This is a genomic window from Flavobacterium soli DSM 19725 (assembly GCF_000422705.1).
GTDB lineage: Bacteria > Bacteroidota > Bacteroidia > Flavobacteriales > Flavobacteriaceae > Flavobacterium > Flavobacterium soli.
This window is the reverse complement of record NZ_AUGO01000007.1, coordinates 151,828-168,777: the sequence shown is the minus strand read 5'-3', so window position 1 is coordinate 168,777 and position 16,950 is coordinate 151,828. Positions and strand designations below refer to the sequence as shown.

The window sequence follows — 16,950 nt, the reverse complement described above, 5'->3', positions numbered from 1 at the left end:
GCAAAAGTTATTATAAAATACGTTGATTGATGACGGCTCTAACCACATCAATTGCAACGGTATTGTATTTGTCGTTCGGGATGATGATATCGGCGAAAGCTTTTGTAGGCTCAATAAATTGCTCATGCATTGGTTTCAATGTGTTTTGGTAGCGGTTTAAAACCTCTTCCATATCACGACCACGTTCGGCAATATCACGTTTTAATCTTCGGATTAATCGCTCGTCAGAATCGGCATGAACATATATTTTAATGTCGAACATATCACGAAGCTCGGGATTAGCAAGGATCAAAATTCCTTCTACAATCATTACTTTTCGAGGATGTGTGGCGATTGTATCTTCTGTTCTGTTGTGGGTTACAAAAGAATAAACGGGCTGATCAATTGTGTTTCCGGATTTTAATTCCTTCAAATGTTTTACCAATAATTCAAAGTCAATCGCTCTTGGATGGTCAAAATTGATAAGGGCTCTTTCGTCATAAGAAAGGTTGTGGTTTTCCTTATAATAGGAATCTTGAGAAATGATTCCCACTTCGGTTTGTGGCAATTCATTCATAATTTGTTGCACCACAGTGGTTTTTCCGCTTCCTGTTCCGCCTGCTATTCCAATAATCAGCATATATTATATATTATGTTTTGTCAAAGGCAAAAATAGCAATTTAATTGGGAGTGGTTTTTGTTTTGGGATGAAATGTTTTGGGGAATTTGCAAATAGTAATGCTCATTTTTGGTGTTAAGTAATTGTATTCATTTTCAGTACGATATGAGGTGCTACTTTAAATTTCTTATTTTTACACAAATTATCTCTGATGAAAAAATATTACTATACTATACTATTGATTGCATTTTGCTTCATTTCGAATGCACAAATTGTCATTAATGAAATTGATGCTGATAATCCGAGTATCGATACCAAAGAGTTCGTAGAATTGAAATCCGATGTGCCTAATTTTCCGCTTGACGGATATGTTTTGGTATGTTTCAATGGAAATCCTAGTTCAAGTACGGCAAATAGTAGTTATTATACTTTGGATCTAGATGGATTGACTACTGATATTAACGGTTTGATACTTATAGGAAGTACCTCTGTTTCTCCGGTTCCAGAAAAGATTTTTGGCGATAATTTGCTCGAAAACGGAGCCGATGCAATTGCAATTTATCTTGGCAATTTTGAAGATTTCCCTGATGGAACTTTAGCCACATCAACCAACTTGATTGATGCCGTTGGTTATGATACAAGCGATGATGATGCTGTAGCCTTGATGGCTCTTTTGGGAATAACGGTTCAGTATAACGAAAATGAAAATGGGCAAGGACCAACCCAATCGATTCAGAGAAAAGCTGATGGCACCTTCGAAACCAAGAATCCTACTCCTGGAGCTCACAACGATGGAAGTGGTTTTATCTTTAACGGAATAACGATTAGTGGGCCAGAATTGCAATATAATGAAGGAGAAAGTTTCAATATTACATTTACCACTCAATCTGCTGTTAGTGAGCAATTGGCATTTACGTTCACCTTAAATAGCGGTTCTTTTAATACTTCCGATTTTTCGGGAACGACTTCGGTTTTGATTCCTGTTGGAGAAAATAGTTTTACAACAACCATCCAGATTATCGATGATGAAAACGACGAAGGCGATGAAGTGGCAAAAATCAAGTTTGGTACTTTGCCCTTTGGTTATAATCGCTTGAATGATAATATCGATATTGAGATAATTGACGATGATTATGAAGTTGCACCATGGGGGACGCCTTTAAATCCAACTTATGGAATTGTATCAAGTACGGTTCCTGAAGGATATTATGAAAGTTTAGAAGGAAAAGCAGGCGATGTTCTAAAGCAGGCAATTCAGGATATTATTGCAAATCCAGCAGTTGTTCGGGCTCATAATTATGGTGACGTTTTTGAAATGTTGAAAATAGCCGACCAAAATCCGCTAAATAGCAACCAAATTTGGATGATGTATAAGGAACAACCTCGTTCTAAACTTTTAATACAAGATACCGGGAGTGGAGCAGGAAAGTGGAACCGCGAACATATTTATCCGCAATCAAGAGGAGGTTTTTCAAACGCTACATCGGATACACCTGATGGAATGAATGTGTGGGAAGCTACAAGTGCCGATATGATTATTCACGGTCATGCCGATGCCCATCATATTCGTGCAGAAGATGCTCAGGAAAATAGTTCTCGTAACAATAAAGATTTTGGCTTGACCGATTATAATGGTTTTGCAGGCAATCAAGGAAGCTGGAAAGGCGATGTGGCACGAGCGGTTTTTTATATGGCAATTCGTTACAATGGATTAGAGGTTGTGAATGGAAATCCAGCAGATACAACAGTTGGCGAACTTGGTGATCTTGCAACTTTATTGATGTGGAACACTGCAGATCCTTCGGATGATTTTGAAATGAACCGAAACAATTATATCTACACTTGGCAATTTAACCGAAATCCGTTCATTGATTATCCAAACTTAGCTGATTATATTTGGGGGGCTAATGCGGGTGAAACTTGGTATTCTACTTTGTCTGTTGATGAAAATACTGAGTTGAAAGCTGCCGTTTATCCTAATCCTGCGAAAAACATCATCAATATTACAGGAATTGAGGGCGAAGCTTCTATTGAACTATATTCAATTACAGGACAAAAACTTTTATCGAAAATTTTTAGAGGAAATAGTTCATTCTCAATTGATTTTCCATCTGGAATTTATTTTGCTAAAATTTCATCCGAAGGGAAAACAACAACTAAAAAGATTTCGATTCAGTAAAAAAAAAAGATTTTTATATTGAAATAGTTCTAAAATTGAAATAGTTCTAAAAAAGAATTGCACAAATTTTCCTTCATCTTTAGTGAAAATTTGTGCAATTTGTATTGAAATTTATTTTTTTTAAATTATAGTTTACAATTGCTGCATGCTATAAACTTTGCTTTTTCTTCTTTGGTAAACATTGTTTTCGTTCCCAAAATATTTGTAGCTCATCAATCTAGCCATCAAATAACTCACTGTAGATTCTGCTCCTTGGTTGAGGTTTACATTTGTTTCCTCTAATCCGTCAAAGCAACCACCCGTACACGGATTGTAAATAATTTGCTTCAAGTGATTATTGCCTAAAAACCAGTTAAACGCCATTTCCATTTTGTCCAAATAATGCTTTTCCTTAAAGATATCATGAAATTTTCGTAGTGTGATGATAGTATAAGCTACGTCAATAGGTTGTTCACCATACATTTCAGTCTTTTCGCCTTTGATTTCCCAACTTCTATTACTCACCACTTTAATGGCATTTTCTGTAAAAGTTTTTGCGATCAAGAAGTCCATACTTTCCTTGGCAATCATTTGATAAGTATGATTTCCTGTAATGGTATAAGCACACAAAAGAGCTTCTGGTAACACACTATTGGCATACGTCAAGTAACTTTCAAACCATTCCCAGCCAGGACTAGATTCATGGCGATACATTTGCACTAATCTATTGGCAAGAATAGTTGTAAGTTCCACCGTATTCTCGTTTTCAACCGATCTGTTATAATAATACAATCCTTTTATGATAAAAGCCATGGCTCTTGGCGAATGCACATTTTGTGAAGATTCAAAAGTTCTTTCGAATAAGCTTTCGGCTTTGTGGGTGAGTTCTTCGGGCAATATATGGGATAAGGAGATCAAATATCCTAAAGCCCAAATCGCTCTTCCAGTAGAATCCTCAAGATTAACTTCGGAATTTTGAGCGGTAAAATTTTTATTATAATCGACATAATTCAAAAACTGATTGTCCTTGCACTCACAATATTCGATAAAATCCAAATAGATTTTGATGTACTTCAAGTCAGATGGATCTTGTGTCATTTTATAATGCTGACACAAGGCAATCATGGCTCTGGCATTGTCATCAATCGTATAACCTGAATTAATATCGGGCTGGTTTAGAATCGAAAATTGCAACATTCCAAAATCAGTTGTCATTTTTTTGATGTGTTCCAAATTGATATCTGGATTTTTATAATGCAATTCAATTTGATTATCCGAAACCTTCTGCAAAAATTGGGCATGGGCTACAGCCGAATTTTCCCAAGCTGTACAGGTGATTTTATGTAAACCATTGTTGATGATATTCTGTTTCAATTGTACATCAAATAATAACCGGTTTACGCATTCTGCCAATTCCTTAGAATTTCCAAAATCAAAAAGCAAGCCTGTATCGCCCGACAAAAATTCTTTTGCATGCGGAATTGGAGTAGAAACCACTGGACATCCACAGCTTAAAGCATAGGCAAATGTACCGCTAACAGCTTGATTAGGATCTTTAGAAGTAAACAAATACACATCCGTCAATTGCAGATATTCTAAAAGTTCGTCGAGAGGTAAATATTTGTTGACGAATTTCACATGCTTTTGCAAATTCAAATCGATGATTTTTTCCTGTAGAAATTCACGGTATTTTTCTCCTTCGTTTAAGGCAACAGTAGGATGTGTTTTTCCGATAATAACAAACATAACTTCAGGAGAAGTTTTGATTATATTGGGCAAAGCATCCAATGTGGTTTCAATACTTTTTCCAGAACTAAGCAATCCGAAAGTAGAAAGCACTTTTCTATTTTGAAGACCATATTTTTCTTTTAAAACAGTTTTGTCCAAATGTGGAACCAAGTGAGTGCCGTGTGGAATCACACTAATTTTTTCAGCTTCTACTATATAATCTCGTGTCAATATTTCCGAAGCACCATGCGTCATTACAATTATTCCCGAAGCATGATCTAATAAATGTTGCACTTTTTGTTTGAATACTTCATCGGGTCTTGGTAAAACGGTATGAAAAACAAACACAATGGGTTTATTCACTTGCTTTACAAATTCTAAAAATGCAGTTTCGCCTTCGGCAAATAAACCAAATTCATGCTGGAGCAAAACAATCTTGATGTTGCTATCGTTATTGATTTTTTGAGCCAGATCTTCATAGGATTGTGAATCGGATGTGTCTAAAATGTATTTCACATCCTTATTACTATAGGTGTGCTTTTCTTTTTTGCTTTCCAATGCACAAATTTTTATGTCAAATGAATAGACAAATTGATTGCGTAAGGCTTTAATCAAATCCTCAGAATATGTTGCTATTCCGCATTCTCTTGGAGGATAAGTGGTCAAGACCAATATTTCAGGTAAGGTTTGTTCAAAAGTTTTTTTCTTATCTGTAAAAAAGTCTGTAGCTATCTTAGAAGTATGGGGCATGAATTTCAAACTTCCAGTTTTGTTGTAAAGGTTGGCATTTTCCATTTTTGTGCAATTTTAGTAGGTTTATTTTATCTAAAGAAAGGAGAAATCAGGGTAGCTTTCAGATAGGGTAAAATTCTTTAAAAAACACCTCTAACAGTTATAGTATATTTTGAAAATATTACAGAATTCGTGTTTTAACATATTTATACAAATCAAAAAAAGCTTTACTAAAAAAGTAAAGCTTTCATAAAAATATTGATTTGTTACTAAGTTAATTACCAGCTTTACTCAACCAGTCAGTCACTCGTTCTTTTGCTACATTGGTCAAATCTTCGCCCGTAGAAGAAACATTTTTAAATTCCTTTTGAGCCTTACGCTGTAGATGATTTAATTTCGATTTAAAGTTATCGGCTAGTTCTTCGGCTTCGTCCATAAAACGTTCTTTCTTCGTTTTTTTCTTTTTGTATAAAAGAATTCCAACGGCTGTTAGGAAAGCAACTCCCGCTGCTACTCCTATAATTAATTTTTTGTTACTCATAAATTTATTTTGTTTAGCAATTTGTTTTCTAAAGTTACCCATAATTCATCAGCCTTCGAAATGGATTATACATTATTTAACGTATTTAACTTTATGTTGGTAATTATATAATGATACTTCTTTGTGTTCGATGCTTAAAATCCCGATATTTTGCTGTATTTTGATAAAAATTCATTTTCACCCCTAAAAAAATAGGGTATTTGTTTTTCAGATTCAAAAAAATAATATCTTTGCATCGAATTAGTAGGGGTATAATAACTTTTAAAACTTATTTTTATGTCAACATTACGTTTTCAGGCTCTAAAAGAAGCTTCCAACAGAAAACCAGTTAAATTTGAAGAGGCCGAGAGAAAATCAACCATCTTCGGTGCAAATGTTTTTAATGATAAAGCAATGAAGCAGTTCTTGACTTCAGATGCTTTTAAAGGTGTTCAGGATGCAGTACAGCACGGAACAAAAATTGACAGAAAATTAGCAGATTATATCGCTATGGGTATGAAAGAGTGGGCTTTGTCTAAAGGAGTGACTCATTATACACACTGGTTTCAACCCCTAACAGGAACAACTGCTGAAAAGCACGATGCTTTTTTTGAAACTTCTTATGATGGAAAAGAGGTTTTTGAAAAATTTGGTGGAGCTCAATTGGTGCAACAAGAGCCGGATGCTTCAAGTTTTCCAAATGGGGGAATCAGAAATACATTCGAAGCTCGTGGTTATACGGCTTGGGATCCAACATCTCCAGCTTTTATCTTTGGAACAACTTTATGTATTCCAACTGTATTTATTTCTTACACAGGAGAAGCATTAGATTATAAAACACCTTTATTGAGAGCTTTGAATTCAATTGACGAAGCTGCAACAGAAGTTTGCAAATATTTTGATAAGAATGTAAAGAAAGTTACGGCTACTTTAGGTTGGGAACAAGAATATTTCCTAATTGATAGCTCTTTGGCAAATTCTCGTCCTGATATCATCATGACAGGAAGAACACTTTTGGGACATACATCTGCAAAAGGACAACAATTAGACGATCATTATTTTGGTTCTATTCCTTCTCGTGCCTTGAATTATATGAGAGAATTGGAAGAAGAATGTATGCTTTTGGGTATTCCGGTAAAAACGCGTCACAACGAAGTTGCTCCAAATCAATTTGAATTGGCTCCGATTTTTGAAGAAACCAATTTAGCCGTTGACCACAACTCTCTGTTAATGGATGTGATGTCTAAAGTGGGGGAACGTCACGATTTTAAAGTTCTTTTCCATGAAAAACCTTTCAAAGGAGTTAATGGTTCTGGAAAACATAATAACTGGTCATTGGCGACTGATACAGGTGTAAACTTGTTGAGTCCAGGAAAAACCCCAATGAGTAACTTGCAATTTTTGACTTTCTTTGTAAACACAATCAAAGCTGTTGATACGTATGAATCATTATTGAGAGCCGCTATTGCTACAGCAAGTAATGATCATAGACTTGGTGCTAACGAAGCTCCTCCAGCAATTATTTCAGTTTTCATTGGAGAACAATTGACAAGAGTTTTGGCTAACCTAGAAGGTGTTTCAGACGGAAAATTATCTCCAGAAGAAAAAACTGATTTGAAGTTGAATGTTGTGGGTAAACTTCCAGACGTTCTTTTGGATAACACCGATAGAAATAGAACTTCGCCTTTTGCCTTTACCGGAAATAAATTCGAGTTCAGAGCTGTTGGTTCATCTGCAAACTGTGCAAATGCAATGACAACTCTAAATGCTATCGTTGCAAAACAGTTGATTGATTTCAAAGCTCAAGTGGATAATTTGATCGAGAAAAAAGACTTGAAAAAAGACGAAGCAATTTTCAATGTATTGAGAGAATACATCAAAACTTCTAAAAATATTCTTTTCGAAGGGGATGGATACAGCGAAGCTTGGGAAAAAGAGGCTAAGAAAAGAGGTTTGAGTAATTTCAAGACTACTCCATCTGCTTTGAAAGCAAAAGTTTCTCAACAAGCTTTGGATTTGTTCAGTGATTTGAAAATCATGAACCACGTTGAGGTTGAGGCTCGTTATGAAATCGAGTTAGAAGAATACACTAAAAAAATCCAAATCGAAGGTAGAGTTTTAGGTGATATTGCTAGAAATCATGTGATTCCAACAGCTATCAAATATCAAAACACCTTGATTGAAAACGTAAAAGGATTGAAAGAAATTTTTGGTTCAGAGTTTGAGAAAATCGGTAAAGAACAAATCGTTCTAATCAGAGAAATTTCAGGTCATATTGAAGGAATCAATACCAATGTTGAAGCCATGACAGAAGCTAGAAAAAATGCAAATGCATTGACTGATGGTTACAAAATGGCCGAATCATACTGTGATCAAGTGAAACCTTATTTCGAAGTAATCAGAGAACACTGTGATAAACTTGAACTTTTGGTAGACGACGAAACTTGGACGTTGACTAAATACAGAGAATTATTGTTCACAAGATAATTTTTTCTAAATATTCTAAAAACACCTGTAAGTTTATATTTGCAGGTGTTTTTTTATATAATAATACTCTAAACTCGCCGTTTAAAATAAAAATTATCGAATGAAACGAAAATACGCAACCCTACTATTGCTTTTATTTGCAAACCTATTATCTGCTCAAGAAAAACTAGAATTATTTTTTGAATTTGATAGAGACGTTCCAAATGAAAAATCTATCGAAAAATTAAACAATTGGCTTAAAGCCAATGACTCAATCGAGGTTACTAAAATAGAAGGCTATTGCGATTTTGTAGATACTGATGAATATAACAAAGAGTTATCTTTGAGAAGGACAAATTCAGTTTTGAAAATTTTGCAGTCACAGCATTTGAATATGAACAATCCTGAAATAATTGGTTTTGGCGAAAACTTTAAACAATCTGAAGTACAAGCTGAGAATCGAAAAGTAATTGTTTACTATACTAAAATTGTTGTTCAAAAGGAAGAAACAATAAAGGAATTGCCAATAGTGGAATCAAAACTCCAAAAGCAAATTACACAATCAAAAGTAGGAGAGAAGCTGAAACTGGAAAACCTAAATTTTTATAACCACAGTGATATTGTTAGGGTAGAATCCCGACCAATCTTGGAAGATTTGTTGCAAATAATGAAAACCAACGAAACACTCAAAATAGAAATTCATGGTCATATTTGTTGTATGATTGATGATACACATCAAATTGCATTATTAAGAGCCAAAATGGTCTATAATTTCCTGATCAAAAACGGAATCAACAAAAACCGACTAGCCTTTAAAAGCTTCGGAAGTGCAAAACCAATTTATCCCTTGCCAGAAAAAAGTGAAGCAGAGCGAGATGCCAATAGAAGGGTAGAAATTATGGTAATCAGTAAATAATACTTACTTTCGTGAAAACGAATATTTTCAAATGACAAAATACGTATCTATATTATTTTTTTTATTAGCACTTTCTGGATTTTCGCAGGAAAAATTTTCTGTATTCTTCGAAAGCAATAAATTCGAATTGCAAAAAGCCGAGATCACCAAATTAAAGGATTGGATGGAAGCCAACAAGGAAGTGAAAATTGTAGCTATAAATGGCTATACAGATGAAGATGGAAGTATAGGTTTCAATGATACTTTGGCAAAAAAGCGTGTCAATTTTATATTTAACGAGATTGCTGATAAGGTAAAAATCCGTGAAGATTTCAAAACCCGTAGTTTTGGAGAATTGCACAATCAATCCGATGATAAATCACAAAATAGGAAGGTAACTATTTATTATATCCTTCAAAAAGATTTAGCCCGTGAAGATGAAATTTTAGGCATCAAAAAACCAGAAATAGCTGAAGTAAAACCAAAGCCAGTTGTCAATTATCCCGATAAAATTTCCATCAGTAATCCAAATGGAACCACATCCGAATATAAGCTTGATGTTGACTTTATGAAGCAAGTAAACGAATCAAAAGCAGGCGAAAAATTAAAAATTGAAAATCTGAATTTCCAGTTCAATACCTTTGCAATTGTCAATGAATCAAGAGGAAAATTATATGAGTTATTATTAGTAATGCAAAACAATCCAACCTTGAAAATCGAAATTCAAGGTCATATTTGTTGCAATCCATCTAACAAAGGCAAGCTTTCTGAAGAAAGAGCAAAAGCTATCAAGAATTTCCTTGTAGGTCAAGGGATAGAAAAAACCAGAGTCACTTTCAAAGGCTTTGGCAGCACACAACCCATTCATCCATTACCAGAAAAAAACGAAGAAGAACGTGCAGCAAATAGAAGAGTCGAAATCTTAATAGTTGAAAATTAAGCAAAAAAAAACTGCCATTTCTGACAGTTTCTATACTTGTTAAAAGCTAAATTTAGCTCTTCTCCATAATCGATTTTTTCTTCTCCAGCGGATTGGTCTCCTTCTTTACAATCACTTCACCCTTAATTTTCAAAGGCACTTTTCCACCCTCATAATTCACAGCATTCGATTCGACTGTAATCGTTTTTCGAATCGCACCAGGATTCATATTATACTTCACATCAATTTTTCCCGTTTTCCCAGGCAAAATAGGCTCTTTCGGAAAAGACGGAACCGTACAACCGCAAGTAGACTGCACATTCGTAATAATCAAAGGAGCATTTCCTGTATTTTTAAACTCAAAACTCCTCAAGCCATTGTCAGATTCCTTCGAAACGGTTCCATAATCAATTGTGTTATCCTTGGCTGTAAACTCAATTTTAGCCCCATTTTGTGCCAGTCCAGTCGCACTAACACCAACAAAAGCTAATAAAAGTAATAATTTTTTCATTGTAAAATTTTTAATTCAGGTATGTAAATTTAATTCCTTTTAATTAAAGTACAAATTATTGAAGTTAATTTTTTATACTCCGTTAATTCTTTACTTTTGTATCCATTACAAAAAGAGTACCAAAAGTTTAATTTCTATTATTAGGAGCGAATCGCTTGGGCTTTTTCGGCAATCCATGTTCCTGCTGGATGCAAATATCTTTTGTTCTGAACCCCAGAACAAAAGGATATTTTGCAGCCATCAGGGCTAGAGAATCAACCATTTTCCCGAGGAATCAAAACATAAGATTCTCAAATTCCCCTCCTCTGGAAGGGTGCCTGAAAGGGGTGGTTAAAAAGAAAAATATAAATAATGAATCAACGAATAAACAAAATATGACAATTCCATCACAATTCGACGCCAAAGCCATCGAGCAAAAATGGTACGACTACTGGATGAAAAACAATTATTTTCACTCAGAACCCGACCATAGAACACCCTATACCATTGTAATTCCACCGCCAAACGTGACGGGAGTTTTGCACATGGGGCACATGCTCAACAACACCATTCAGGATGTTCTAATTCGTCGTGCACGACTAAAAGGATTCAATGCTTGCTGGGTTCCCGGAACCGATCATGCTTCTATTGCAACCGAAGCAAAAGTGGTGGACAAGCTTAAAAAAGAAGGTATCAACAAGAACGATTTGTCACGTGAGGAATTCTTGAAACACGCTTGGGAATGGACCGATAAATACGGTGGAACCATCTTGGAACAACTAAAACAATTGGGTTGCTCTTGCGATTGGGACCGAACAAAATTCACAATGGATCCAGATATGTCAGCATCTGTAATCAAATCCTTCGTTGATTTATACAACAAAGGAATGATTTACCGTGGCTACCGAATGGTAAACTGGGATCCAGAAGCGAAAACAACTTTATCAGACGAAGAAGTAAACTACGAAGAACAACAAGGAAAATTATATTTTATCAAATATGAAATTGTTGACGAAGATGGTAAAACCCAACACCCAACACCCAACACCCAACACCTTTTAATTGCAACAACGCGTCCAGAAACCATTTTCGGAGATACTGCCATTTGCATCAATCCAAACGACGAGCGTTTTACACATTTAAAAGGTAAAAAAGCAATCGTTCCTATTGCAGGAAGAGTAATTCCAATCATTGAGGACGAATATGTTGACATCGAATTTGGAACAGGTTGCTTGAAAGTTACTCCAGCTCACGACGTAAACGATAAGGCTTTAGGAGACAAGCATAATCTTGAAGTTATTGATATTTTCAACGACGATGCAAGCTTGAATTCCTTCGGATTGCATTACCAAGGGAAAGACCGTTTTGTAGTTCGTGAAGAAATCGCTAAAGAGCTTGAAGCAAACGGAAGTTTGGCTAAAACAGAGATCCACTTAAACAAAGTAGGAACTTCTGAAAGAACAAAGGCGGTTATCGAGCCACGCTTGTCCGACCAATGGTTCCTGAAAATGGAAGAATTGGTAAAACCTGCCATCAAAGCAGTTTTAGAAACAGAAGAGATTAAATTATATCCTAAGAAATTTGACAATACCTACCGTCATTGGTTGGAAAACATTCGCGATTGGAATATTTCGCGTCAACTTTGGTGGGGTCAGCAAATTCCAGCCTATTATTATGGCGATGGAAAAGAAGATTTTGTAGTTGCCGAAAACATTGGAGATGCTTTAAGATTAGCACAGGAAAAAACTTCAAACTTTAAACTTGAAACAAAAGATTTAAAGCAAGATGCCGATGCCTTGGACACTTGGTTCTCATCATGGCTTTGGCCAATGGCAGTTTTCGGAGGTATTTTAGATCCAGAAAATAAAGACTTCAAATATTATTATCCAACAAACGACTTGGTTACAGGTCCGGATATTCTATTTTTCTGGGTAGCTAGAATGATTATTGCAGGTTATGAATATACAGGTGAAAAACCTTTCAACAATGTATATTTGACTGGTTTGGTTCGCGACAAGCAAAGAAGAAAAATGTCAAAATCATTAGGAAATTCGCCAGATCCGCTTGGCTTGATTGAAAAATTTGGGGCTGATGGTGTTCGTGTAGGATTGCTTTTGAGTGCTTCTGCAGGAAATGATATTATGTTTGATGAGGAACTTTGCAATCAAGGAAAAGCTTTTTCAAACAAAATTTGGAATGCCTTCAAGTTGATCAAAGGATGGGAAGTTTCAGATTCAATTCCACAACCAGAATCTTCTAAAGTGGCCATCGAATGGTACGAAGCAAAACTAAACCAGACGTTGGCAGAAATCGAAGATAATTTCGACAAATACAGAATTTCTGATGCTTTGATGGGAATTTATAAATTGGTTTGGGACGATTTCTGTTCGTGGTTCTTGGAAATGATTAAACCGGCTTACCAACAACCAATCGACAGTATTACTTTTGTGAAAGCGATAGAAATGCTAGAAAATAACATGAAGTTGTTGCATCCGTTTATGCCGTTCTTGACAGAAGAAATTTGGCATTTAATCAAAGAAAGAAGTGCAGAGGAAGCCTTGATAATTTCAACATGGCCAGAAGCTAAACCATTCAATGCGGAATTGATTGCTGATTTTGAAACTACGATTGAAGTGATTTCTGGAATTAGATCGATCCGAAAAGACAAAAACATTCCATTCAAAGATTCGATAGAATTGAAAGCCATCAACAACGATAAGTTTTCAACTTATTTTGATTCGGTTGTCACTAAATTAGGAAACATTACTTCTTTTGAATATGTTTCAGAAAAAGTAGATTCGGCTTTGTCTTTCCGTGTTAAATCTAATGAATATTTTATTCCGATATCAGGAAATATTAATGTTGATGAAGAAATTGCAAAATTGACAGAAGAATTGAATTACATCAAAGGATTTTTGAAATCAGTACAAGTAAAACTTTCAAACGAGAAATTTGTAGCCAATGCAAAAGCTGAAATCATTGAAAACGAACGTAAAAAAGAAGCCGATGCTTTATCTAAAATCGCTACAATCGAGCAAAGTTTGGCAAGTTTGAAATAAGATTTATTTTCGCATAATAGAAAAGTCCCAAATTGGGACTTTTCTATTATGGATGTTATTCAATAAAAAATGCCCCTTGAAAAAGGAGCATTTGATAATCATATTTTGAAGTATTTTATTGAGCTACTACTTTTGGAGCTGCAGCATCGAATTTTTTAGCAACCGCTTTCCAATTAATTACACTAAAAAAAGCATCGATATAATCGGCTCTTTTGTTTTGATAGTTCAAATAATAAGCATGTTCCCAAACGTCCAATGCTAAAACAGGAGTTCCTGTTACACCAATATTTGGCATTAAAGGGTTATCTTGATTTGCAGTACTTGCTACTGATAACTTTCCTGTTTTATCAACCAAAAGCCAAGCCCATCCTGAACCAAATTGCTTTGTTGCTACTTCTGTAAATTGTTTTTTGAAATCAGCAAAAGAACCGAAGTCTTTTTTGATGGCATCTGCCAAAGCTCCAGTTGGTTCGCCACCACCATTTGGTCCCATGACCGTCCAAAAGAAATTATGGTTGTAATACCCACCGGCATTATTTCTTACTGCTTTATTTTCTAAATCTAATTTGTTTAAAATTTCTTCGATGGTCAATTTTTCAAGTTCAGTTCCAGCAATCGCCTTGTTAAGATTGTTAGTATATCCTAGATGATGTTTTGAAAAGTGAATTTCCATTGTTTTGGCATCTATATAAGGAGCCAAAGCATCATAAGCATAAGGAAGCGGAATCATTTTAAAAGTTCCTTCATCGGCAATGACATCCGCTGGATTTCCCATTGGAGCGTTTGTAACTTCTTTTTCTGGAAGCGGAACTTCAACTTCCTGAAGTTTTTTGTCATTGCAAGATTGTAGTGAAATTGCCAAAACGAGGCTTGAAATAAAGTAAACTGTCTTTTTCATATTAAAAAAATTAGTGTTGTATAAAGATACTGCTAAATTGAAAACAGCGAGTAAATTTTAATAATCATTAACGTTTTAGACGTTTATAAACTATTTCTGAACTAGGGAATTTATAATTTCAATATACATTTCCTTGGCTTCATCAGCAGAAAGATGACTGATTTGCATCCATGCATTTGTTTTAAACGCATTTCTTAAGTCAAAATTATTAGGCTGATTATTGGTAATCACACCTGAGGTAGATTGTTTGTAATAGGCATAAAGACGCAACTGCACATCTTGGGGTAAAGATGCTTGTGTCATCTGTGAAGCAATTTCTACAGCTTCTTGAAAACGAGTTTCTAAATCTTTCTCGGACATTTATTTCTGAGCAATTATGGTCTTGTTTCCTTTTACAACATCATTCAACTTTACATTCAATTCAGTTCCCAATGGTAAAAATAAATCTACTCTTGAACCAAACTTGATAAATCCTGCATCATCTCCTTGAATTACCTGAGTTCCTTCAACGGCATAGTTTATAATTCTTTTTGCAAGAGCACCAGCAATTTGACGGTACAAAATTTCACCGAATTCTTTGGTTTCGATTACAATTGTTGTTCTTTCGTTTTCCTCGCTTGCTTTTGGATGCCAAGCAACAAGGAACTTTCCTGGATGGTATTTGCTGAAATTAATTTTTCCGCTTGCGGCATATCTCGTTACGTGAACATTTATTGGCGACATAAAAATCGAAACCTGCAAACGCTTGTCTTTGAAGTATTCGCTTTCAAACACTTCTTCGATTACGACCACTTTTCCATCAACTGGTGCTACCAAAGTTTTGTCTTCTGGTCGGATGCTTCTGTTTGGGTTTCTAAAAAATTGTAGAATGATTACCAAGAAAACTAATGCTACAATTTGTATGGTTTTTAATAACCAAAAGTTCTCTTTTAAAAAATAATCAGCGGCAAACACAATTGCAACTGTTAGCAAACAAGCTCCTAAAATCGTTTTTGCTCCTTCTTTATGAAAATGTAACATAGTTTAAAATTTGATAAAATAAAAATATAAAGGGTGCTACAAATATAACACTATCTAATCGATCTAAAATGCCTCCGTGGCCTGGCATTATTTTTCCGCTGTCTTTTACTCCAGCAATTCTTTTAAATTTGGATTCAATTAAATCGCCAATTGTGCCAAAAATACCAACGATTACGGCAAATCCAATCCAAATATTCTGAGCAACTTTTCCACCTTCGATATAATATTTCGAAATTAAAAAACTTGCAATGATGGCAAAAATAATACCTCCCAGAAAGCCTTCTATTGTTTTTTTGGGAGAAATTCTTTCGAATAATTTATGTTTCCCGATTGATTTTCCAACGATATAAGCAAAGGTATCATTTGTCCATATCAAAATAAAGATTCCGATAATAATTTTCGGATTGTATCCTTTTATTCCAAAAGGAATTTTGGTCAAAATGATGAAAGGCAAGATGATGTATCCAATTAGAAAGACATATTTTGAAACTGCATCGATTTTTTCTTTTTTCTCACTAAATAAAAAAATGATACATTTTATAGAGATAACAAGTGTTGCAAGAAGTAAGGTAAGATCAAAATTGTTGCTTAATCTAATTTTATTGATAGACAAATAAGCAATACTTCCATAAGACAAAGCAGCAATAAAAATTGGAAAAATCTTGTGAAGATGAACTAATTCACAAAATTCATAAACAGCAATAATGAGAAAAACACCAAAAAGAATAAAAAAACTTTCAGTAGAATAAAGGATTGAAGCTATTAATAAAACAATGTATATAGCACCAGAAATCGATCTCTTTAGTGTTTCATTCATCTTAAAGATCTTCTAAAAGCAATAAATAAAGGTTTTTGGCGACACTTCCATAATGGAGGAAATCTTCTTCTTTTGCTTTTTCAAAATATTTAATAGTAGTAATATTTGTTGGGTAATTGGTTTCGTAGCGTTTCTTGATTTCTCTCAAACCATCACTTTTATTGGCAATAATTTGACTTGTAGTTGCCATAATGATAATGTTAGCAGGCAATTCAAGAGGCTTATTTTGTTTAATTTGGTTCGATGAAAATAGAATAGAACCTTCATCAGCAATTAAATTCTCGCAACTCGCTAAAAGAAATTTAGGGTTTTCTGGTTTGATGTAATTTAGTTTGTTTTCTTCAAGCATGCTAAAAAGCTTTGGCTCATAACAAACTGCATCACTTTCGAACCAGTCATTTTCTTCTAATATATCTTCAAAATGCGTTTTTACTTCACCGATATTTTCACAATACAAGAATTTACCTCCATTTTTTTTAAAATTCAAGGTAAACAATTCATCGATAGGCGTGTTATCTAACGAAAAAGGATTGTAGTCGCTGTCTTTTTCTTCATCTGAAGAATCATTACCAGAACCAAAAAATTTCTTAAAAAGACTCATATAAAAATATTCAACTACGTGATTTGTGACTTGGGAACGTTCAAAGATA

The 16,950-nt window shown here is 34.6% G+C and carries 14 protein-coding genes; 5 read left to right on the top strand and 9 right to left on the bottom strand.

Annotated elements, in window-relative coordinates; translation table 11 throughout:
* Positions 1-10: 10 nt before the first annotated feature.
* Positions 11-619 (bottom strand): uridine kinase, encoded by a 609-nt coding sequence (udk, locus tag G508_RS0109930; protein ID WP_026705172.1) that lies wholly within the window; start codon positions 617-619, stop codon positions 11-13.
* 190 nt (positions 620-809) lie between these two features.
* On the opposite strand from udk, the gene G508_RS0109925 reads away from it, so the two are divergent.
* Entirely contained in the window at positions 810-2,777 is a 1,968-nt protein-coding gene (locus tag G508_RS0109925) for an endonuclease (protein WP_026705171.1), read from the top strand.
* Positions 2,778-2,909: 132 nt separating this feature from the next.
* Here the strand turns inward: G508_RS0109925 and G508_RS0109920 are convergent, their stop codons facing one another.
* Together G508_RS0109920 and G508_RS0109915 are read right to left on the bottom strand one after the other, a co-directional pair.
* Entirely contained in the window at positions 2,910-5,279 is a 2,370-nt protein-coding gene (locus G508_RS0109920; RefSeq protein ID WP_084625957.1) for a glycosyltransferase, read from the bottom strand.
* Positions 5,280-5,490: 211 nt separating this feature from the next.
* On the bottom strand, positions 5,491-5,757 hold the full coding sequence (locus tag G508_RS0109915) for a hypothetical protein (protein ID WP_157485951.1): 267 nt from the start codon (positions 5,755-5,757) through the stop codon (positions 5,491-5,493).
* 276 nt (positions 5,758-6,033) lie between these two features.
* Between G508_RS0109915 and G508_RS0109910 the strand changes: the two genes are divergently transcribed.
* From G508_RS0109910 to G508_RS0109900, 3 genes are all read left to right on the top strand, one after another.
* Complete coding sequence (locus G508_RS0109910; protein WP_026705168.1) at positions 6,034-8,223, top strand: glutamine synthetase III family protein; 2,190 nt, start codon at positions 6,034-6,036, stop codon at positions 8,221-8,223.
* A gap of 100 nt (positions 8,224-8,323) precedes the next feature.
* Positions 8,324-9,118, top strand: a complete 795-nt coding sequence (locus G508_RS19540) for an OmpA family protein (protein WP_026705167.1) — start codon at positions 8,324-8,326, stop codon at positions 9,116-9,118.
* A 31-nt stretch (positions 9,119-9,149) separates the two neighbouring features.
* Complete coding sequence (locus G508_RS0109900; protein WP_035694513.1) at positions 9,150-10,037, top strand: OmpA family protein; 888 nt, start codon at positions 9,150-9,152, stop codon at positions 10,035-10,037.
* A gap of 52 nt (positions 10,038-10,089) precedes the next feature.
* Here the strand turns inward: G508_RS0109900 and G508_RS0109895 are convergent, their stop codons facing one another.
* Entirely contained in the window at positions 10,090-10,527 is a 438-nt protein-coding gene (locus G508_RS0109895) for a DUF1573 domain-containing protein (RefSeq protein ID WP_026705165.1), read from the bottom strand.
* A 374-nt stretch (positions 10,528-10,901) separates the two neighbouring features.
* On the opposite strand from G508_RS0109895, the gene G508_RS0109890 reads away from it, so the two are divergent.
* Positions 10,902-13,565 (top strand): valine--tRNA ligase, encoded by a 2,664-nt coding sequence (locus tag G508_RS0109890; protein ID WP_026705164.1) that lies wholly within the window; start codon positions 10,902-10,904, stop codon positions 13,563-13,565.
* 115 nt (positions 13,566-13,680) lie between these two features.
* Here the strand turns inward: G508_RS0109890 and G508_RS0109885 are convergent, their stop codons facing one another.
* From G508_RS0109885 to G508_RS0109865, 5 genes are all read right to left on the bottom strand, one after another.
* Positions 13,681-14,463: a superoxide dismutase gene (locus tag G508_RS0109885; protein WP_084625956.1), complete on the bottom strand. Its 783-nt coding sequence runs from the start codon at positions 14,461-14,463 to the stop codon at positions 13,681-13,683.
* Positions 14,464-14,553: 90 nt separating this feature from the next.
* Positions 14,554-14,823: an acyl-CoA-binding protein gene (locus G508_RS0109880; RefSeq protein ID WP_026705162.1), complete on the bottom strand. Its 270-nt coding sequence runs from the start codon at positions 14,821-14,823 to the stop codon at positions 14,554-14,556.
* On the bottom strand, positions 14,824-15,483 hold the full coding sequence (locus G508_RS0109875; RefSeq protein WP_026705161.1) for a phosphatidylserine decarboxylase family protein: 660 nt from the start codon (positions 15,481-15,483) through the stop codon (positions 14,824-14,826).
* Positions 15,467-16,300 (bottom strand): phosphatidate cytidylyltransferase, encoded by an 834-nt coding sequence (locus tag G508_RS0109870; protein ID WP_026705160.1) that lies wholly within the window; start codon positions 16,298-16,300, stop codon positions 15,467-15,469. The genes G508_RS0109875 and G508_RS0109870 overlap by 17 nt, the downstream gene beginning before the upstream one ends.
* Before the next feature lies 1 nt (position 16,301).
* Positions 16,302-16,901, bottom strand: coding sequence for a lactate utilization protein B/C (locus tag G508_RS0109865; RefSeq protein WP_026705159.1), 600 nt, complete (start codon positions 16,899-16,901; stop codon positions 16,302-16,304).
* Positions 16,902-16,950: the final 49 nt, after the last annotated feature.

What these genes read in the sequence shown, in the direction of transcription:
- udk (WP_026705172.1), bottom strand. Translation starts at nt 619, where the DNA reads ATGCTGATTATTGGAATAGCAGGCGGAACAGGAAGCGGAAAAACCACT.
- G508_RS0109925 (WP_026705171.1), top strand. Translation starts at nt 810, where the DNA reads ATGAAAAAATATTACTATACTATACTATTGATTGCATTTTGCTTCATT.
- G508_RS0109920 (WP_084625957.1), bottom strand. Translation starts at nt 5,279, where the DNA reads ATGGAAAATGCCAACCTTTACAACAAAACTGGAAGTTTGAAATTCATG.
- G508_RS0109915 (WP_157485951.1), bottom strand. Translation starts at nt 5,757, where the DNA reads ATGAGTAACAAAAAATTAATTATAGGAGTAGCAGCGGGAGTTGCTTTC.
- G508_RS0109910 (WP_026705168.1), top strand. Translation starts at nt 6,034, where the DNA reads ATGTCAACATTACGTTTTCAGGCTCTAAAAGAAGCTTCCAACAGAAAA.
- G508_RS19540 (WP_026705167.1), top strand. Translation starts at nt 8,324, where the DNA reads ATGAAACGAAAATACGCAACCCTACTATTGCTTTTATTTGCAAACCTA.
- G508_RS0109900 (WP_035694513.1), top strand. Translation starts at nt 9,150, where the DNA reads ATGACAAAATACGTATCTATATTATTTTTTTTATTAGCACTTTCTGGA.
- G508_RS0109895 (WP_026705165.1), bottom strand. Translation starts at nt 10,527, where the DNA reads ATGAAAAAATTATTACTTTTATTAGCTTTTGTTGGTGTTAGTGCGACT.
- G508_RS0109890 (WP_026705164.1), top strand. Translation starts at nt 10,902, where the DNA reads ATGACAATTCCATCACAATTCGACGCCAAAGCCATCGAGCAAAAATGG.
- G508_RS0109885 (WP_084625956.1), bottom strand. Translation starts at nt 14,463, where the DNA reads ATGAAAAAGACAGTTTACTTTATTTCAAGCCTCGTTTTGGCAATTTCA.
- G508_RS0109880 (WP_026705162.1), bottom strand. Translation starts at nt 14,823, where the DNA reads ATGTCCGAGAAAGATTTAGAAACTCGTTTTCAAGAAGCTGTAGAAATT.
- G508_RS0109875 (WP_026705161.1), bottom strand. Translation starts at nt 15,483, where the DNA reads ATGTTACATTTTCATAAAGAAGGAGCAAAAACGATTTTAGGAGCTTGT.
- G508_RS0109870 (WP_026705160.1), bottom strand. Translation starts at nt 16,300, where the DNA reads ATGAATGAAACACTAAAGAGATCGATTTCTGGTGCTATATACATTGTT.
- G508_RS0109865 (WP_026705159.1), bottom strand. Translation starts at nt 16,901, where the DNA reads ATGAGTCTTTTTAAGAAATTTTTTGGTTCTGGTAATGATTCTTCAGAT.